The sequence below is a fragment of the Legionella qingyii genome, from assembly GCF_003990155.1.
In the GTDB taxonomy this organism is placed as follows: Bacteria; Pseudomonadota; Gammaproteobacteria; order Legionellales; family Legionellaceae; genus Legionella; species Legionella qingyii.
Genome location: NZ_RZGX01000005.1, coordinates 131,058 through 149,279 on the forward strand (window position 1 = coordinate 131,058; position 18,222 = coordinate 149,279).

Genomic DNA, 18,222 nt, shown 5'->3' on the forward strand with positions numbered 1-18,222 from the left:
TGAATCAATACTTCCCTATAATCGCCATCGGCTCTAAATAATAAAAATAATAAAAAAGGTGTTCTGAAATGAAAAAATGGATTCTTCTGGCTACAACCAGCTTAATGATGATGAATGCTCATGCAGATAAATCTTGGTGTGGATATAAAGATTATTTTCGCTTAAGCGATACTTCCCACCCTGGTATCTATGTCGTAAGCGGATTTAATGATCCAGATGTGATGCTCCACATAGTTGGGCCACGTAGTTTTGAGATATTAGACTCATTTGCATGCCGTTCTGGTTATGCTCATGTTACTGTTGCCTATGATTCAGAGAACTGGTGTGTTCTTGATATTAAAGATGGACCATTAATGAATCATCCAGTTGTTAGTGCTTCTTGTAATGGAATTCGCTACATCAATACAGTATACGATGGCATGGGTAGCTATTCCTATACTATTAATCTTGATTAACAAATAACGTTATGATGTAGAATTAAGGCAAGAGTGATTCCTGGAGTATGATATAAATATTTGTCCAAACTCCTTTTGCCTTTATCCCTATCTTATCTTTTTTTGCCTGCATCTAAAGACCACCCGCCGCCTAAAGCTTTAATTAATTGAATACTTGCAATTTGACGACGGGTGTGGATATTAACTAATGCAAGTTTTGATTGCAGTGCAGTATTTTCAACAACCACAACCTGCAAAAATGTAACCAACCCTCCTTTGTATCGGTATAACTCCTGATCCCAAGCTCGTTTTGCCGCACGAGCTGCCGCCTCTTGGCTTCGATATTCCTGATCGAGCTGGTGAATCGCAATCAGATTATCCTCCACCTCCTGGAATGCAGTTAACACGGTTTGTCGATAAGCAGCAACTGTTTCAAAATACTGGGCTTTGGCTTGATTTAGTAGACCTCGCAATCGCCCACCATCAAAAATCGTCACTTGTGCTACAGGTTGAGTTAAAGTCAATAAACTCAACGGACCCAGAGCCCAAAAAAGGCTTGGCTTTGAAATGAGATTTGCAAGGCTTTGACTCTGAAAACCAGAACTTCCAGATAAGTCAATCACAGGGAAAAAAGCAGCTCGTGCTACGCCAATATTTGCATTTGCCGCTTGCACTCGAGACTCAGCCGCAACGATATCAGGCCTTCGCTCTAGAAGGGTTGAAGGAATATTAGGGGCTATTTCCAGAAAAACCTTAGGTGATTTGGCAGGAGCCAAAGAAAAATTACTGGGTATTTCCCCAATCAATACTGCGATTGCATGTTCAAGTTGGGCTCGCTGTAATCGCATTTCTGCAGCCATGGTTTTTGCATTCTCAAGCTGAGTTTCTGCTTCATCAACATCGGCTATAGGCGCAGCCCCACCTCGATAACGATTTTTCGTCAAATAAAGCGCTTTTTGATAAGCCATAACGGTAGTATCTAATATACGTTGCGCCTCATCACTCCCTCTTAATGCAAAATAATCATTTGCAAGTTCTGCTTGTAAACTCAAACGAATCGAAGCAGCATCAGCAGCGCTTGCCGTAGCATTACGCTCACTGGCAAGAACCGAATTGCGAACACTTCCCCAAGCATCAAGCTCATAAGCGAGAAAACCACCCAATAAAAACTGGTTAAATACGGGGGTTTTTACAGAATTCGCTACCGTTCGTGAGTTTTGCTGGCGATCTGCATTGAATAACCCCTGAATGGTGGGGAAAAAATACGATCGGGCAACGTGTACTAATGAAATTGCTTCCTGAAAATGAGCATAGGCCAATTTCAAATCTTGGTTTGCTCCATTCAGTTGATTTTCCAAATTATTTAATACAGGATCATTGAACGCTTGCCACCAGGCATCCGGCGTAACGATTCGTGGTGTCGATTTAATTTCCACCCATGTTCCTGGTTCTTTAAAGTGCTCAGGGATAGGCATGATCGGGCGATGATATGTTGGAGCTAAAGAACAACCCATTAATGCAAAAACAAGCGCTCCAGGGCCAATCAATTTTTTCATGAAACAACTCGCACAGTTTCCCCATTCACAATGGCATCAGGAGGATTAAGCACAACGCGATCACCTGGCAATACTCCTGTGGCAATTTCAACTGTTGCGCCAAAATCGCGTCGAAGAGTGACCAATTTTAAAACAATCTTGTTGTCTTTATCCAAAGTTGCTACTTGTAATCCTTGAGCCTGAAAAAGCAAGGTATTGACAGGAAGAATCACAGTTTTGGGAGGAATGGGTAAAGTAAACCAGACTTCAGTATACCCCCCCGGTAATAACTCCCCATTTTTATTCGGGGAAATAAATTGAGCGAGCAAAGTACGCGTATCAGGATCAATTGCTTGCGCTGTTTCAAACAGTTTGGCAGGAAAAACTTGCTTGGGATGCTCCGCAAAATGGAGCTCCACGGTCATATTTGGTTTAATCCGTGACGAGTAATACTGAGGAATTTTGACATAAATTCGCAAAGGGCTGGTTTGGGCAATACGAAATAAAGGTTGTGCTGTGGAACTGCTTCCTGCATCAATTAAGTCACCAATATCTGTGGCGCGATCCGTAATGACACCATCAAAAGGAGCAATAACACGTTCAAATCCGACTAATTCTTGTAATCGTTGCAAATTAGCCTTAGCCGAAAACATCGCAGCCTCTAAAGCCGCAGCCGTACTTACTTTTTCATCCGTCTCTTGTTGGGAGACCGATTCTGTTTTAACTAAATTAAGCCAACGTTTTGCAGTAATCTGTGCCAATTGATTATTTGCTATCGCGGTCTTCAAATCGGCCCTTGCTTGACGCGCCTGTGCATCGAGCTCAGGTGTTTCAATGACGGCAAGCAAATCGCCTTTTTTAACGTGACTGCCAATATCAACATACCATTTTTTTATATAACCGTTAGTACGTGCATAAATAGGTGATTCGTGCCAAGCTTGCACATTGCCTGGTAAAATAATTTTATCAACCCCTTTCTCTTGTTGTGCTTTCATCACCCGGACTACAGGAACTGCATCAGCAAGAGTTTCATTACGTAAGTGAATCGCTGCATAAACACGAAAAAAAACTATCACCAACATGATGAATAAAAAAACTGCAATCGCGATAATACGTCGTCTATGTTTGTGGTCCTGTCCAAATGATTGAATTGATTTAAGCATGATCCTTCCTTTGCTTCTTCTTCAACTTGCGCTCGTGAATCACATAAAAAACCGAAGGGACAAAAAAAAGCGTGGCCATCGTTGCAAAAGATAACCCGCCGATTACTGCCCGTCCCAACGGAGCATTCTGTTCTCCCCCATCTCCCAAACCTAATGCCATAGGAAACATACCGATTATCATGGCCAATGCAGTCATCATTACGGGTCTTAAACGAGTCTGTCCTGCCTCAAGGGCTGCTTTCATGGGATCATTTTCAGTTGCAAGATGATCGCGAGCAAAACTAATGATTAGGATGCTATTTGCTGTTGCAACTCCCATACACATAATTGCTCCTGTTAGAGCAGGCACACTTAATGCGGTATGAGTAATAAATAACATCCAGGCAATTCCTGCAATCGCAGCAGGCAATGCGGTAATAATAATAAATGGATCAACCCAGGATTGAAAGTTAATAACAATCAACAGATAAACTAATAAAATCGAAAAAGCTAATCCCCAATATAAACCATTGAATGCATGCTCCTTAGTTTCAATCTGACCACGAATCGCTACAGATGACCCTCTAGGCAACTCGTTCTGCGTATCACGGATAGTCTTTCGGATATCCTTGGTTATCGAGCCTAAATCTCTATCCTGGATTGAAGCAAAAATATCAATAACTGGCTGAACATTATAATGTGACTCGACAACTGAGGTCCAAGTACGTTTCAGTTTTGCAAAAGAACCTAAAATTTGCAGTTGACTAGGCAAAGTTAAACTTCCAATTGGAATATTAAGCAAATCATTTAATGAAGTCATCACATATTGCGGTGCCTGCGTAACAATCGGATAAGACACTCCATTTTTAGGATCTAACCAAAATGTGGGTGTCGTTTGAAAACTGCCTGATAGAGTCACTAATAAATCAGAGGCGACATTGAATTGAGTAAATCCAAGTTCATTTGCCAAGCTACGGTCAACCTCCACAAAAAACTCAGGATAATTATTAGACTGTCTTATTCGAACATCGGTGAGACCTGGTACTCGTTTTAGCTGATTCATCAGTTTATTGGCATAATGCGCATTGTCTTCTTTTTTTAAGCCAATAACCTGAATATTAATAGGTGATGGCAAACCAAAATTGATAATTTGGCTTACTATATCAGCAGGTAAAAATGCAAACGTCACTGCTGGAAAATGTTCTCTTAAAACGGATCTTAATTGATGCACATATTCCGAACTGGGTCGATGCCCCTCTTTTAGAGATATTAAGATATCTGCGTCTTCCGGTCCATTCGTTGCAGAATTGCTGTACGATAAATTAATTCCGCTTACAGGTAAACCAATATTATCAACAATACTACTCAGATCCTTAGGCGGTATTACTTGTCGAATCACGGTATCAATATTATCTACAATTCGTGCCGTTTCCTCTACCCGGGTTCCGGTTGGAGCACTAATATGCAATTTAATTTGTCCAGCATCCACATTAGGAAAAAAATTTGAACCAAGCCATGGCCAAAGCAATAATATTGAAATAGCAACAAAACCTAAAAAATAAAAAATAAACGCTTTAGCATTGTTTAATGCCCAAGATAATGATTTAGAATACTGCACGCGTAATCGTGCAAATTGTTCTTCGAATGCTTCGTGTAAGCGAGCAAATCGTCCCTTATTCTTCTCTTCCGTCATCAGCTCATGTTTGTGCAACCAATATTTTGCCAGGGTAGCAACCAGGGTACGTGATAAAATATAAGACATGAGCATGGCAAAAATTACGGCTTCAGCTAAAGGTACGAATAAATATTGGGCGACACCCCCCAAATAAAACATAGGAACAAACACGATACAAATGCATAAAGTTGATACTAAGGCAGGTATTGCTATCTGTTTCGCACCATCAAGAATTGCTTGCTCTACTTCCTTACCTTGCTCCAAATTCCAGTTAATGTTTTCAATAGCAACCGTAGCATCGTCAACTAAAATACCCACAGCAAGTGCTAAACCACCTAAAGTCATAATATTGATCGTTTCTCCCAAAGCAGAAAGGATAGTAATCGAGGCAATGATGGATAAAGGAATGGACAAAGTAATTATAAGCGTGCTACGTAAACTACCTAAAAAGAGTAAAATCATAAGCCCAGTTAATGCCGCCGCAATCACCCCCTCTGTAATAACCCCGCGAATCGCTGCGGTAACAAAGATTGATTGATCTGCGAAGTTGGACAAATTAAGTCCTTCCGGAAGCATGTTCTTAACTTTAGGTAATAAAGCCTTAACACGATTCACAATATCTAAAGTAGACGCATTGCCGGTTTTTTGAATTGACATCATTACTGCCCGTTTCCCATCCACTCGGACAATATTGGTTTGCGGTGCAAATCCATCGCGTACATGGGCAACATCACGAATATATAAAACTCGACCAGGTGTTGATTTAACTGGCACATCATTTAATTCAACTGCTGAAAGCGGGCTACCATTTAATTTAACAATGTACTCATACTCACCTATTTTTTGTGTTCCAGCAGGAATAATCAGGTTTTGGGCAAGAATTGCATTATTCACCTCTTGTGCGGAAATACCATAGGTTTGCATGGCTTGCAGATCTAAATCGACCTGGATTTGACGTATTTTTCCTCCATAGGGATACGGTACCGCTGCTCCTTGTACTGTTGCAAGCTGAGTACGAAGAAAGTTATTTCCCAAATCATTTAACTTTTGTTCCGGGATGGTTGCACTCGATAACACCAGTTGTAAAACAGGAACTGTTGACGCTTTATAGCTTAATACCAATGGTGGCAAAGTCCCTGGTGGCAAGCTACGGAGCATCGTTTGTGCGATTGCTGTAACTTGGCTTAAAGCCAAGTCAACATTCACATCAGGCTGAAAGAATAATTTGATCACACTGACGCCAATCAGCGACGAGGATTCAATATGTTCAATATCATTCACTGTGGTAGTAACGGCTCGCTCAAATACACTCGCAATGCGATCTCCCATTTCATCAGGAGGCAAGCCCGCGTAATTCCATACAACGCTCACAACCGGGATATCGATGTCAGGAAAAATATCTGTAGGAGTACGCATTATTGCTAAGGGCCCAATAATTAGAAGCATCAGAGCCATTACAATAAACGTGTAAGGTCGCGAAAGCGCAATCCATACAATCCACATAAATATCCATATTAACCATTCGAAAAGGATGGACATTATATCAATGAAATACATAAAACTTTAAGAATAAACTGGAGTTTTTCTTATGTAATTATGTATAAAGTCATTTAGATAGCTCTCATTCTTGAGAAAGAATGAACGATTTATAATCTGGCAATAATATATAATTTCAAGAAACAATTTTTCCAATCGGACTTTGTCTTTAAAATTGAACTGATTAAGTAAGTAATTACTCGTTTTTAACTGAGATCAAACTCCTGACCACAACGAACAAAACCTGCAAAACCATGAGCTTGTGCATCAGGAAGCATCCCATCATTATAATGATATAACCAGATCTTGGCTTTAATTTCAGGATCTAATGTAACTAACTGATTAAAATGAGCATGCACTCCGCTGGGCGTTTCCAAGGTTTCACAATCATGAAAAATCAGAGCAGCATCTCGATAATATGGTGCGAAGCGTTCCGGCGTAAATCGCGCATCAGTAGTAATGAAGTACTGTTTTTTATTATAACTAATATCCAAACCATAACTTGGCATCAACTCCTTATTAGAATAGATATGAACTGTTTGCACGGGGTTTAGTTTCTGGCCCTCCCAACTAAAACCATGGCCAGTACGAACTACGTGAACATTAAAATAATCGCTCAAAGTTGCCTCTTTATCATCAAGTGTTTTTAACCCTCCACTAAGGCTACTGTTCCATAATAGATGTACTAAGTGTTCATGAATAATTAAAAGTGGCATTTTATTCTTTTGGAAGGCAAATTTTCGTTGAAATGCGAACCATTCGATACCACCAATATGATCGGCATGTAAATGGCTAATATACAATGCGTCAATATCTTGAGAATGGTATCCTGCTTTAGTTAATGAAAAACGAATATCTGTACCACAATCTATCAGTAGTTTCTTACCACTATCTGTTAGAAGTAGCATGTTTGATTGAAAATTTTCGAAATCCGTTCCGATACCGCTGCCGGCCCCTAAAAATAACAATTTCATTAATTAATCCTTGAGCTAATTTAAGGATCAAGTCTAGCTCGTCCTAAAAATTCCCTAATAAAACAGACAGATTCTTCTTTAAAGAATAGCATTTAAAATTAGTTATTAGAAATTGCTCCATTATTATGTAAATAAGCTATTCTTGAATGTAAGTTAATTAAGTAAAAGAGTTAAACGTGCTCAAAAAGCTTCATCTTAAAAACACGCGTCTTTTATACTACTTTTTCTTCTTCTTAACGCTCTCTTTAGTGAGCCTGATCATTTGCTTATTTGCATTAAAACACATTGCAGTTCAAGAGGTCATTGATGGAAATGAGCGCTATCAATTATATATGTTAGCTAATAAACTTCGTCAAAGCTCCGATGATTTAACTGAGATGGCTCGCCTTTATGTGGTAACTGGCGAGCAAAAATACCGTAAGTACTATAATGAAATTCTAAGCATACGTAATGGAACTTCGCCTCTACCTTTAAATTATGACGAATTGTATTGGGATTTGGTTATTGATAACAAACGTCCCCAACCTTATGGCTCAGCAAAATCGTTATCTGCAATGATGTTGGAACATCATTTTACGCTAAAAGAATTTTCTTTACTGGCTAAAGCAGAAAACCAAAGTAATCAGCTCTCAGAAACTGAAATCAAAGCCATGAATTTATTTGATGGAAAATATCAAGATAAATCAGGTGATTACACCATTATCGGCAAACCTAATCCTCAATTAGCGCAACAAATGGTTTTTGGCGCTGATTATATGAGCGCCAAATTACAGGTAATGAAACCCTTACAAGAGTTTTTTACCCTGATAGATAGTCGAACATTCTTAACTAACGAAAAAATTGATATCGAGATGTCAAAAATCATTGCCTTGGCACTTGCGCTTTCACTTCTATCAACCATACTCATGCTCTTTTTTATTATTCATGCATTAAAGACATTATCGAGGGTAAATGAGGAAAATGATTTATTACTCTTGAATATTTTGCCAGAAGCGATTGCTTCACGCTTGAAAATGGGCGAGGAAGATATTGCTGATGAATATACCCAAGCCAGTGTCATGTTTGCAGATATTATTAATTTTACGCAACTCACTGAACAATTGGGCGCTAAAAAAACGGTAAATATTCTAAATCGATTATTTGCCGAGCTCGATAAACTTACTGAAAAATATCATGTAGAAAAAGTTAAAACTATTGGTGATAACTACATGGCAGTATCAGGAGTTCCCGAACAAACAACTCGACATGCTATTAATATCGCGAATTATGCTTTGGCCATTCTGGAACGAATGCTGACTTTTAATCAAGAAAATCAGATGAATCTTCAATTTCGGATTGGTATCACATATGGTACCGTAATCGCAGGAATTATAGGTCATAAAAAATTCGTTTATGACATATGGGGCAATGTAGTTAATTTAGCCAGTCGACTGGAGGAAACCTCCCTTCCTAATAAAATTCATATCTCGGAAAAAATGGCCTTTATGCTTCAAGATGAATTCCTTATTGAACCACGAGGTACTACAGAAATGAAAGGGATTGGTAATGTGAAAACTTATTTCCTTTTGGGAAAAAAAGAATAATATAACTGCCAACAATTTTTATTGTCCTTTATGGCAACGTGGACATATCCCATAAATATTCAATGCGTGATCCGTCATCTGAAAATTAGCGCGTTCAGCTATGGTTTTCTGCCTTTGTTCAATGACTTCATCAACAAACTCTTCTACACAGCCGCATTTGATGCAAACTAGGTGATCATGATGCGCTCCTTGACTCAATTCAAATACTGAGTGTCCTCCTTCAAAATTATGTCGATTCACTAACCCTGCTGCTTCGAATTGCGTTAACACTCGATAAACCGTAGCAAGACCAACATCTTCTCCTGTTTCCAATAACGCCTTATAAACACCTTCTGCGCTTAAATGATGGTTAGGAGATTGCTCCAATATTTGCAATACTTTTAAACGTGGTAAAGTAATCTTCAATCCAGCATTTTTTAGCTGCTTACTCTCTTCCATCAATGCTCCTTCGCAGTAACGAATTTGTCTTCTCTACACCTGAAAAAATTCCAGAAGATTCGGTACTTTTAGCTTGCCCAGTATGGTTTCAACTGCTTTTCCAGGTTAAAGGTGTCTTTCAGTAAATGACGTGTTATTATGGCGAAATTTTTCACGATAGGCAAAAAAATGAGAATAATAATTTTTCTACTAGGAATTGTATGCACTTTAACCCTTACGCAATGCTCATCGTTTGATCTGTCTCGACGAGTAGTACAACAAGGAAATTTGTTGCCACAGTCAAAAATAGATCGACTCAAAGTAGGAATGAGTAAAAATGATGTTGCTATATTAATGGGAACCAGTTTGTTAAGTCCTACGTTTAATGATAACCGCTGGGACTATGCATACACTTGGCGTAGAGGCCGAGGATATATGACCATGTCAACCGTGAGTTTATACTTTCAAAACGGTATTCTGGCACGTATCGAACGCGGCAAGCTAAAACCAGGCGTAGCGTCAATGAATGAACCTGACATAAATCAAGAATAAGCAGGATTTATAAAGTTTTGAGGAATTGTAGCCTGGGTGCAGCGCAGCGAAACCCAGGTTCCGCTGCGCTGCTTATACTCAAGTTCTGAATATCATCGAGTGCGAATCGCCTTTTGCCGACGCTTCTCTTTTGGATCTAAAACCAGGGGTCTGTATATCTCTACCCTATCACCTTCTTGCAACACCTGTTCTAAAGAAACCTGTTTTGCATAAATTCCAACAGGCATGCCTCGTGTTTCCTGATGAATATCATATATTCCTGATGTATTAAGCGCATCAAGTACCGTTGCTCCCTGTTTGAGCTCTAAAGTCATATGTATCGTGGTCTTGTCTAAAGCCACATAAATGAGCTCAACCCTGACCATAAATTGCCTTGGCTCGCTCACAAAATGAATCGACCATTTTATCCGTTATTTGTTCGAATACAGGCCCTAGAAGCATGGAGAACATGCGTCCAGCAAATTCAAATTCGAGATCAAAAGAGATTTTGCATCCCTCTTCAACTTCATCAAACCGCCAGAACCCCTCTAAATGACTGAACGGACCATCAACAAGACGAATTTCTATCATTTTATTAACTTGCAGCATGTTACGTGTGGTAAATGACTTACTCATACCGGCAGCGCCAATAACTAAAGTGGCCTGCACTTCATCTTCATCGCGATGATGTACCAAGCTTTCTGCGCAGTAAGGTAGAAATTCTGCGTACCGCTCTACTTCATTCACCAATGAAAACATTTGTTCACAGGTATAATTCACCGTACGTGACTTTTTCACTATGGGCATTATGCTTCTCCCCGAATTTTATCTCTAAACCAAAGACTTAAGTCTTTAATTTCCTCAAAACAAATTGAATGTTCCATAGGATACTTATAATAAGAAATATGTTCATATCCTTTATTCAATAACCAATCTTTACTTGATTCAGTCCATTGAGGCAAAACCAAGGGATCAAATTGTCCTGCTCCCATAAAAAAAGGCGTGCTTTTATCCAACTTTGGTCTGGTATGCACCGCTAAAGGTAAATAAGCAGATAAAGCAACAACTCCCGCTAAACGCGCTGTCGTATGAAGAGCGGTATGCAATGCCATCGCCCCTCCTTGTGAAAATCCTGCCAAAAAAATCTGATTGTACGCAAAACCATCGTTTAATTGGTCATCCATGACTTTACGAATCAGCAACTCGGATTGCTCAATTCCTTCTTTATCTTCTCTATCAATGAGTTTCATGCCCATAATATCATACCAGGCAGGCATGACCATGCCACCATTTAAAGTCACTGGACGTTGGGGGGCATTAATAAATACATGGCGTATCCCGACATCTGCGATCGTCAACTGATCGACTAAACCCATCATATCGGAAGCATCAGCGCCTAATCCATGCATCCAAATAACGCATGCCTGGGCCTTAGCCTGTGACTCATTTATAAGTACATTCAAAACAAATCCCCTCGCAGACAAAAAGGGAAATTATCGCTAATGCATTAGCACAGTGCAAGTTATACGTTTTCTATATTTTTTGAATCTAATAGCATCAAATATAAAACAAATTGGCACCAAATTGTGGAATTTTAAAACAATAAAGGCGCTCAACCTATTCCATTATTAGTCAACATGAATTATAGTGCGCTACAGTGCGCCAATAACTGGCAATAATATGTTCAACAAGTGGCAAGAATATGTTTGATAAAATAGAATCTAAATCATTTACCCTTACGATGTTGGGGACAGGCACAATCTATACTCCTACTCTAAAAGACAAGAAAAAAGCACCTGTAAAATTAGGGGATACAGTGATGGAGTATTACCCTAAGGGAGAAACTCTGAGTATTGTTTCTACGTTGATTAAAACAGATGACCCAGTTATTGATCACAAACAGCTTGTTCCTTATCAATCTTTAAAAGTCAGGGTTGTTAATGGCCCTAAAAATGATGGAACCAATGTTGGCGAAAAAATTGGAATTGGGCTAGGTATTGCTTTAAATGCTCTTGTTCGCGGACAAACTGAACTTAATGAGATTGGACACAGTAGAGGTGGAGTTGAATCGATTCTGATTGCTCATGAAATCAATGCGATAAAAGAAGCCATTAACTCTTGTCAAAATTTCGAGCAATTAATAAAAGAGCTCGTCAGACAGCAAGCAGAGAGACAAAAGGAAAAGCGCTATAATACCCCTGACATTATCAAACCCTTATTTACCCAATTACCTAAAGATAATGTAGCTCAAGAGCAATGGTTTAATGAACTAAAACGCAATATCGCCAAAGTATCTATGAGCCTTTTTATCATTGACCCTGTCCCTGGGGACGTCTGGCCAGTAACTTGGTACGACTCGAGATTTTTTACTATTCCACCGATTGTTAAATACGCAGAAATTGTCTATTACGAAAATGAACATTCAGATTGGGGCTTTACACCAATCTATCCGGAAGCTTCAGATCCTGAAAATCAGGTACTCATTCGCAACACCCTACCTGGTCATCATGGTACAGGTTCTGCTGGCAGTAATGCGTCACAACGAAGCAAAGTCGTTTCTCCTGAAAACACTAAATCGACCCACGTGCAAAAATTAATGATCTTTAAATTACTTCGTTTTTTAGTCAACCATGGTGTTGAATTTAAAGATGCTCAAGAAATTTTTCATGAGCGCACCGGTCTAGGTAGAAAATATATTGCTTTTCTGGACGAGATAGGAATTGATAATGGTGTTGATGTAGCAAAACTTGATTTTCCAACCATATTTCGCAAGCTTTATGACAAAATTTATGCAAATAGAGCAGCCTATGAAGCATTCAATATGACTTGCTACCTTGCTATGGGCGTAGCGCCACAAAGAAAAGTATTACGCACTGACCATAAATATGGACTCCTAACTGAGATTTTTCCTAAAAACCTTGGGTATGTTAACGAAGAGCACAGTTTTTTAATGAAAGAGTATTTCTTCAAAATACTTCAAGTTGATTCGCATGAAGATCAAACTCTGGCAGATCTAATTAGATCCGCAAAAGCTGTATTATCTAAAAACATTAGAGCCATTACCAATCTTTCATCGTCTGTTACTGAACATTCAATTGCTCCCGCTGCAATACTTGATAGTGAGGATGCCCGTAAAGATGTCTTGAGTTCTTTTGGTACATTACTTCAAAGAGTAAGCCAGCAATATCTGATAGATGACTGGAGTAAAGAGAGTAAGCAAATAGAAAAGCAAGACCTCTTTGAAGCCATCATTGCAACATTTCAAGAATTTAACAAATTATTAGAAATAGACAATACAACCATACAAGAATTTGTCAAAGCTCTTCAAATTTTGAGTTCAAATGTAATTACCCAAACAGCGGGACAACAGCACGCAAACTTGCAAGATGATTTTAATCGTCTGCAAACGCCAATCAATGCAAACTTGCAGCGCTTTTTTAATACCTTATTAACTCAGATCAATAAAGATGAAGACGCTTCTAATTCAGAAATTAACCCGGAAATTGCCGCGATCTTTAATAGTCCTGATTTTGCTAAATTAGCAGATCATCCGATAAAAATAAAAATAGAATACATTTGCCAACAACTGAAAGATAAACTGCCTCAAAGTGAAGCTGAAGAAAATTTAGTCGACCAACTTGTAATACGATTTGAGGAACAATATGGCAGTTCTTTTGATGAGTTTGAAAAACTGTATCATCAAATCGAAGTCTTTATTGATGACATTGCAGCATTGGGTCAAGTACGCGAGCTTGCGACCGAAGAAGCTGTTTTCAATAAACATGAACTGTCTCTCCGAAAAGAAGCCGAAGCGTTAATTGATGTTGCAGCACAAAAATTTTATCGAGACCGACCTAATGCCTTGCCTGAACCGGCAGAAAAAGGTACGTTTAAAGAGTTAGTTGAACGCCATGCTATTAACAAATACGGGGTAGTTGATCGACTGAAGCAAGAAAAAGCGGCTTTAGAAGTAGAAAAGAAACAATTAGTGGCTGATATACAAGATACACAGCAAAATCTAGAGGAAGAAAAGCAAAAAAAGACTGCTTTAGAAGTAGAAAAGAAACAATTAGTGGCTGGTATTCAAGATATACAGCAAAATCTAGAAAAAGAAGAACAACAAAAGAAAAATATTGCCACTACATTAAAAACAGAACAATGCAAAAAAATCGAATATCATACAGCACTAAACGATGAGAAAGAGGCTGAGCATTTACTACTCATTAAGAGAAAACTCATTCCTTTAACCGCAGAATATTTGGCTTCACTCAAATCTGAATTATCCGGTAGACCCAAAAAGTTGGAACAAGATGATGAAATAAAAAAAGCCGATGCTAAAACACAAGAGAAAATTACAGAAGTAGCCAAACTACTTAAAATCTTAAAAAATGAAGCGGAATTTCCCCACCCTAAAGATCGTGCGCGCGAATTTTTTAATAGGCTTGATATAGTTGAACCGATTCTGACAAAGCACCGTTGTCCGCGATCAATTAGATATATCAGAAATGTCGTAATTGCTGCAAGTATTCTTGTTGTCGGCCTCGGATTAATTGCACTCGCCGCTTATAACAGTGTAGGTTATTCATCTATAAAATCGTTTTTATTTTGGCAACCCTTGGGACAAAATGTTGTTTCTACATTGAACGAATATAGAAAAGAGCTTCATGTATCGATTGATAATGAAGTTGATGACGAAAGAACAGTAAGAGCACTGGATCGCAAAGTATAAAGTAGTAGAACCCGGGATTTTTATTAAATTTTCCCGGGTTACTTTAAAAAAATTGGATATTGCTTGAATTTTTACTCAATTAAATAGATAGTTACCTTCTAATCGTTAACGTGCTTATTTTTAATGAAACGAATTTACTTTTTATTTATGGTTTGTCTTGTCATATTCTTATCGGCTTGTGGGCAAAAAGGACCTCTTTATTTGCCAGAATCAACAAAAAGTTCAGCAAGTAAATAACTATCGACTTAATTGATAAAAATATGAAAATTAAATTTACCAAAATGCATGGCTTAGGCAATGATTTCATTGTGATTGATGGGATCCATCAGAATATTAATCTAAGCCCCCAACAAATCGCCACTATGGCTCAACGTCATACAGGTATCGGTTTTGATCAATGCTTGTTGATTGAATCCAGCCAACAAGATGGTATTGACTTTAATTATCGAATTTTTAATGCCGATGGCCAGGAAGTGGGGCAATGCGGTAATGGAGCACGTTGCCTTGCTTTATTTGCAAAATACTACGGTTTAATCAACAAAAATCACGTAACCGTTGCGACCAGAACGACACAGATGAATTTACATATCAATTCAGACTCTAGTGTAAGCGTCGATATGGGAATTCCTCAATTAGCTCCATCAACTATTCCACTGCGAGCGGAGCAACAAGCTATAGAGTATTCTTTAGAACTTCAATCCCAAAAAATGGTCCGTTTCCATGCCTTAAGTGTTGGAAATCCACACGCGGTGTTATTGGTAACCGATACAGAAACAGCACCAGTTGATACTCTAGGAAAACAAATCAGTTTACATTCGTGCTTCCCGGCTCAAGCCAACGTTGGATTTATGCAAATTATCAGTCCTCAGCATATTAAATTACGAGTTTATGAACGTGGCTGTGGGGAAACACAGGCTTGTGGAAGTGGCGCTGTTGCAGCGGCTGCTATTGGACGTTTATACCATCAACTGGATAAACAAATAAAAGTTACCTTACCTGGTGGCGATTTGTTTATTGACTGGCCAGCATCTAATAAATCAATCACCCTAACTGGTCCGGCCGTTTTTGTATATGAAGGTCTCTTGTTTTAAAAATAGATACTGGCTCATCTTCATATCAATTTCACTTTTTATGCAAAATTAACACAAGTATTGAATTTTATTTACAAAGAGTTATCCTGAAAGAACGACCTCACACTCGCACCGCCCCATTAAACTTCTTTCGAAACTCGCTGCAGCGAGTACATACGGGAGGAAGAGGAGCGCGCAGAACCGGAGTGTACACGGAGTACATGAGGATTCGAGCACCACATCGACAAAGTAATTTGCCGCCTCGATAGAGTTCGAAAGAAATCTATTTGGGAAACTGGTGCTTGACTAAAAGGAGAGCGCCATGACAGGAAGCAAAATACAAAGTTTTGATTTATTCAAAGCTGCGATGGGAAACCCTGAGTACTTAAAGGAGATCAACAAGGATATAGGAAGCCAAACTCAATTTTTAACAACCCTTGAAAAGGAACAATTTACTGCCCCAAACATTCTTGAGTCCATAAAAATAGTGCAAAGTCTAAAAGTAAAATCCCTCTTAATTATTCATTTATTAAGTCAAAAAGAATTCCTGTCTTATTTAAGAGGCGATTCATTATTAAATAGGTTAACGCAGCAAGATCATCATATCCCGTCACGTCTTAATATTCTAGTTCACCAACTTGATTTAGAAACACTCTCCACTCAATTAATTGGCAAATTGGAACCCGAGGCAGCAGTAAGTATTCTTTGCTCAATTCCTCACTTCCATCAATTAACCAAAAAACAAATAGAGGCTCTAATTGAGCAATGCCCTCTCTATGAGAGACACAAGGTTCTTACCTATTGGCTCTACCATTTTTCATCCATGCCAAATGCCCATTACGTCTTAGCCCATTTAATGAACATTGCAGGCCCCAATGTCATCGATGAATTAAGCAAAATGGAGTCGAATCAGAAAGAACTAATCCTTATCAATATTATTGAGCATTTAGGATTGTTTAATAACATACCTATTAAATTTTTAGAGTATGCGAATAAAGAATCTCATTTGATTTTGGCGATACGTTTATATCTCAATGGCCATTACAATAAGGCTTATGCAAGTTATATTAATCAACTAGCAAAAAGATTATTAGATAAAAATCATTCTTTTTCGCTGGAAGCAATTGAATTACTTTTTTTCCTAAATGATAAACTTGCATTTAAAGAATTAGCGAAAAGGACTGCTTTTTTAACGAATCGCTATTTAAGAAATAATGCACAACTAGGAAATGTTGCATTATTTTATCAAAATAAGCGAATTAATATTCAACGAATGCTCCAAACTGTTTATTTAAACCCAACCATTCCCGGGGGTTCAAAAGAACAAAATCAATCATTAAACTCCGATGAAAACCCCTTTATAGAGGGATTGATTAAACATGACAAGTCAATTAATTGTTTTGAGTATTTTTTAATACACTATAAAGGCAGCCCAGCACCTATCACGAAACTAATTAATGACTACATGGAATTTTATGCTGGATCAGAAAACCTAAGATCGCGAAATCAAGCAATACACCATATCGGTTTTATGTTAAGACGTCCTGAATTAGATGGAACGATTAAGGAAGCAATATTTACTGCATTTTTAAATCATCCCATTTTTTTTGATGAACAACTCAGCTATCAATTGTTTTTATTTGATGCAAAGAGGATCATCCGTTATTTTGGTTTACGTGGTGGGAAAGAAAATTATCAACGCGTGATCGATTTGTGTTCCTTAGCGCTAAAAAATCTTAATTCCGAAAATAATCAGGAAATTATTCAAGTGGCTCAACAAGCGATTATAGAGGCACGGCAAGAGTTAACCTATACTCAAAATCAAGGATTTTTTGCTAATCTAATTAAATGGATTAAACGATGCTGGACTTATGGATGGACTGGTTTTTTTAAACCCAACCCACCTGATTATGTTGCTCCAGAGTCATGGGCACCAATGGAAAACAATAAAAAAACCTTCACAAATCGAGCAAAAAAAAACCTTCAAGTCCCGGACCCAGGTAAAGATCTTCTGGATTTGTTAAACAAAATTAGTTTGCCATTAACACAGGAAAAATTTGAAGACATTATTAAAGCATTCGATAGTTATTCATTACTGCCAATGCCTAAAAAAGAATTAAGCACAAGACATAAACTCCATACCTTGTATCATTACGTAATGACCCATAAAGAGAGCAACGAGGAGCTGTGTCGCTGGCTTAAAGAAAACCAAAATCCATTTATTGTAAATCGATTCCGTTTGTTAGAATTAATATTAAAAGAAAAACAACGTAGTGAGGTGGATTCATTGCTTGCAGAAGTCAATGAAGATTCTGATCATCTCCAATATGTTTCTGATGAGTTGGATTGTCCAATGCCAGAATTAATAATCAACCCCAACCCCAAGCCTTTAAAAACACAGGAAAGCACTGACTTTGTTACAAGCGCCTCTAAAGTGATTTCCGAATATGCATGTGAAGCAACTGTATATGCACAAAGCGCATTCCATTGGGCTGAAGGTTTTTTTGCCAAAATAAAAAAGCCTACACAAGAAGAGGAAGATACCTTTGAAGTGGAGCATATTGAATCGTTTAAAACTGCAATAAGTAATTAAACT

At 38.2% G+C, this 18,222-nt stretch carries 15 protein-coding genes; 7 read left to right on the forward strand and 8 right to left on the reverse strand.

All coding sequences use genetic code 11. The features are described 5' to 3' along the window. The first annotated feature begins 68 nt into the window (after positions 1-68). A complete protein-coding gene (locus ELY20_RS05270) occupies positions 69-455 on the forward strand; it encodes a hypothetical protein (protein ID WP_110141670.1) in 387 nt (128 codons plus the stop codon). Between the two features lie 92 nt (positions 456-547). On the opposite strand, the gene ELY20_RS05275 is transcribed toward ELY20_RS05270, so the two are convergent. From ELY20_RS05275 to ELY20_RS05290, 4 genes are all read right to left on the reverse strand, one after another. Next, positions 548-1,990 (reverse strand): efflux transporter outer membrane subunit, encoded by a 1,443-nt coding sequence (locus tag ELY20_RS05275; protein ID WP_110141669.1) that lies wholly within the window; start codon positions 1,988-1,990, stop codon positions 548-550. Next, positions 1,987-3,132: an efflux RND transporter periplasmic adaptor subunit gene (locus ELY20_RS05280; RefSeq protein ID WP_110141668.1), complete on the reverse strand. Its 1,146-nt coding sequence runs from the start codon at positions 3,130-3,132 to the stop codon at positions 1,987-1,989. Before ELY20_RS05280 ends, ELY20_RS05275 begins: the two co-directional genes overlap by 4 nt. Continuing rightward, on the reverse strand, positions 3,125-6,289 hold the full coding sequence (locus ELY20_RS05285) for an efflux RND transporter permease subunit (protein ID WP_110141667.1): 3,165 nt from the start codon (positions 6,287-6,289) through the stop codon (positions 3,125-3,127). The genes ELY20_RS05280 and ELY20_RS05285 overlap by 8 nt, the downstream gene beginning before the upstream one ends. A gap of 239 nt (positions 6,290-6,528) precedes the next feature. Beyond that, on the reverse strand, positions 6,529-7,296 hold the full coding sequence (locus ELY20_RS05290) for an MBL fold metallo-hydrolase (protein ID WP_110141666.1): 768 nt from the start codon (positions 7,294-7,296) through the stop codon (positions 6,529-6,531). Positions 7,297-7,472: 176 nt separating this feature from the next. On the opposite strand from ELY20_RS05290, the gene ELY20_RS05295 reads away from it, so the two are divergent. Further along, on the forward strand, positions 7,473-8,879 hold the full coding sequence (locus ELY20_RS05295) for an adenylate/guanylate cyclase domain-containing protein (protein WP_110141665.1): 1,407 nt from the start codon (positions 7,473-7,475) through the stop codon (positions 8,877-8,879). 18 nt (positions 8,880-8,897) lie between these two features. Here ELY20_RS05295 and fur read toward each other — a convergent pair whose 3' ends face one another. After that, positions 8,898-9,317, reverse strand: coding sequence for a ferric iron uptake transcriptional regulator (gene fur / locus ELY20_RS05300; protein WP_110141664.1), 420 nt, complete (start codon positions 9,315-9,317; stop codon positions 8,898-8,900). 138 nt (positions 9,318-9,455) lie between these two features. Here fur and ELY20_RS05305 point away from each other — a divergent pair, with 138 nt between their 5' ends. Next, the gene (locus ELY20_RS05305; RefSeq protein WP_110141663.1) at positions 9,456-9,848 is read left to right on the forward strand and encodes an outer membrane protein assembly factor BamE; all 393 of its coding nucleotides are present in this window, start codon (positions 9,456-9,458) and stop codon (positions 9,846-9,848) included. A gap of 92 nt (positions 9,849-9,940) precedes the next feature. Here the strand turns inward: ELY20_RS05305 and ELY20_RS05310 are convergent, their stop codons facing one another. From ELY20_RS05310 to ELY20_RS05320, 3 genes are read right to left on the reverse strand one after another with little or no spacing between them, the layout of a single operon-like run. Next, a complete protein-coding gene (locus ELY20_RS05310; protein WP_110141662.1) occupies positions 9,941-10,213 on the reverse strand; it encodes an RnfH family protein in 273 nt (90 codons plus the stop codon). Continuing rightward, the gene (locus tag ELY20_RS05315; protein ID WP_110141661.1) at positions 10,200-10,634 is read right to left on the reverse strand and encodes a type II toxin-antitoxin system RatA family toxin; all 435 of its coding nucleotides are present in this window, start codon (positions 10,632-10,634) and stop codon (positions 10,200-10,202) included. The genes ELY20_RS05310 and ELY20_RS05315 overlap by 14 nt, the downstream gene beginning before the upstream one ends. Next, positions 10,634-11,290: an alpha/beta hydrolase gene (locus ELY20_RS05320; protein WP_110141660.1), complete on the reverse strand. Its 657-nt coding sequence runs from the start codon at positions 11,288-11,290 to the stop codon at positions 10,634-10,636. The genes ELY20_RS05315 and ELY20_RS05320 overlap by 1 nt, the downstream gene beginning before the upstream one ends. Positions 11,291-11,529: 239 nt before the next feature. Here ELY20_RS05320 and ELY20_RS05325 point away from each other — a divergent pair, with 239 nt between their 5' ends. The 4 genes from ELY20_RS05325 to ELY20_RS05340 all read left to right on the forward strand — a co-directional run bounded on the left by ELY20_RS05325 (position 11,530) and on the right by ELY20_RS05340 (position 18,219). Beyond that, positions 11,530-14,556, forward strand: coding sequence for a hypothetical protein (locus tag ELY20_RS05325; RefSeq protein WP_110141659.1), 3,027 nt, complete (start codon positions 11,530-11,532; stop codon positions 14,554-14,556). Positions 14,557-14,679: 123 nt separating this feature from the next. Further along, positions 14,680-14,793 (forward strand): LPS translocon maturation chaperone LptM, encoded by a 114-nt coding sequence (lptM, locus tag ELY20_RS05330; protein ID WP_110141658.1) that lies wholly within the window; start codon positions 14,680-14,682, stop codon positions 14,791-14,793. Positions 14,794-14,816: 23 nt separating this feature from the next. Next, positions 14,817-15,647 carry a diaminopimelate epimerase gene (gene dapF, locus ELY20_RS05335; protein WP_110141657.1) on the forward strand — a complete coding sequence of 277 codons (831 nt, stop codon included), beginning with the start codon at positions 14,817-14,819 and terminating at the stop codon, positions 15,645-15,647. Between the two features lie 301 nt (positions 15,648-15,948). Then, the gene (locus tag ELY20_RS05340; protein WP_110141656.1) at positions 15,949-18,219 is read left to right on the forward strand and encodes a hypothetical protein; all 2,271 of its coding nucleotides are present in this window, start codon (positions 15,949-15,951) and stop codon (positions 18,217-18,219) included. The last annotated feature ends 3 nt before the right edge of the window (positions 18,220-18,222 follow it).

Coding starts and splice junctions, on each gene's coding strand:
- ELY20_RS05270 (WP_110141670.1), top strand. CDS start 69: ATGAAAAAATGGATTCTTCTGGCTACAACCAGCTTAATGATGATGAAT.
- ELY20_RS05290 (WP_110141666.1), bottom strand. CDS start 7,296: ATGAAATTGTTATTTTTAGGGGCCGGCAGCGGTATCGGAACGGATTTC.
- ELY20_RS05340 (WP_110141656.1), top strand. CDS start 15,949: ATGACAGGAAGCAAAATACAAAGTTTTGATTTATTCAAAGCTGCGATG.
- fur (WP_110141664.1), bottom strand. CDS start 9,317: ATGGAAGAGAGTAAGCAGCTAAAAAATGCTGGATTGAAGATTACTTTA.
- ELY20_RS05305 (WP_110141663.1), top strand. CDS start 9,456: ATGGCGAAATTTTTCACGATAGGCAAAAAAATGAGAATAATAATTTTT.
- ELY20_RS05315 (WP_110141661.1), bottom strand. CDS start 10,634: ATGCCCATAGTGAAAAAGTCACGTACGGTGAATTATACCTGTGAACAA.
- ELY20_RS05280 (WP_110141668.1), bottom strand. CDS start 3,132: ATGCTTAAATCAATTCAATCATTTGGACAGGACCACAAACATAGACGA.
- ELY20_RS05325 (WP_110141659.1), top strand. CDS start 11,530: ATGTTTGATAAAATAGAATCTAAATCATTTACCCTTACGATGTTGGGG.
- ELY20_RS05310 (WP_110141662.1), bottom strand. CDS start 10,213: ATGGTCAGGGTTGAGCTCATTTATGTGGCTTTAGACAAGACCACGATA.
- ELY20_RS05275 (WP_110141669.1), bottom strand. CDS start 1,990: ATGAAAAAATTGATTGGCCCTGGAGCGCTTGTTTTTGCATTAATGGGT.
- ELY20_RS05285 (WP_110141667.1), bottom strand. CDS start 6,289: ATGTGGATTGTATGGATTGCGCTTTCGCGACCTTACACGTTTATTGTA.
- lptM (WP_110141658.1), top strand. CDS start 14,680: ATGAAACGAATTTACTTTTTATTTATGGTTTGTCTTGTCATATTCTTA.
- dapF (WP_110141657.1), top strand. CDS start 14,817: ATGAAAATTAAATTTACCAAAATGCATGGCTTAGGCAATGATTTCATT.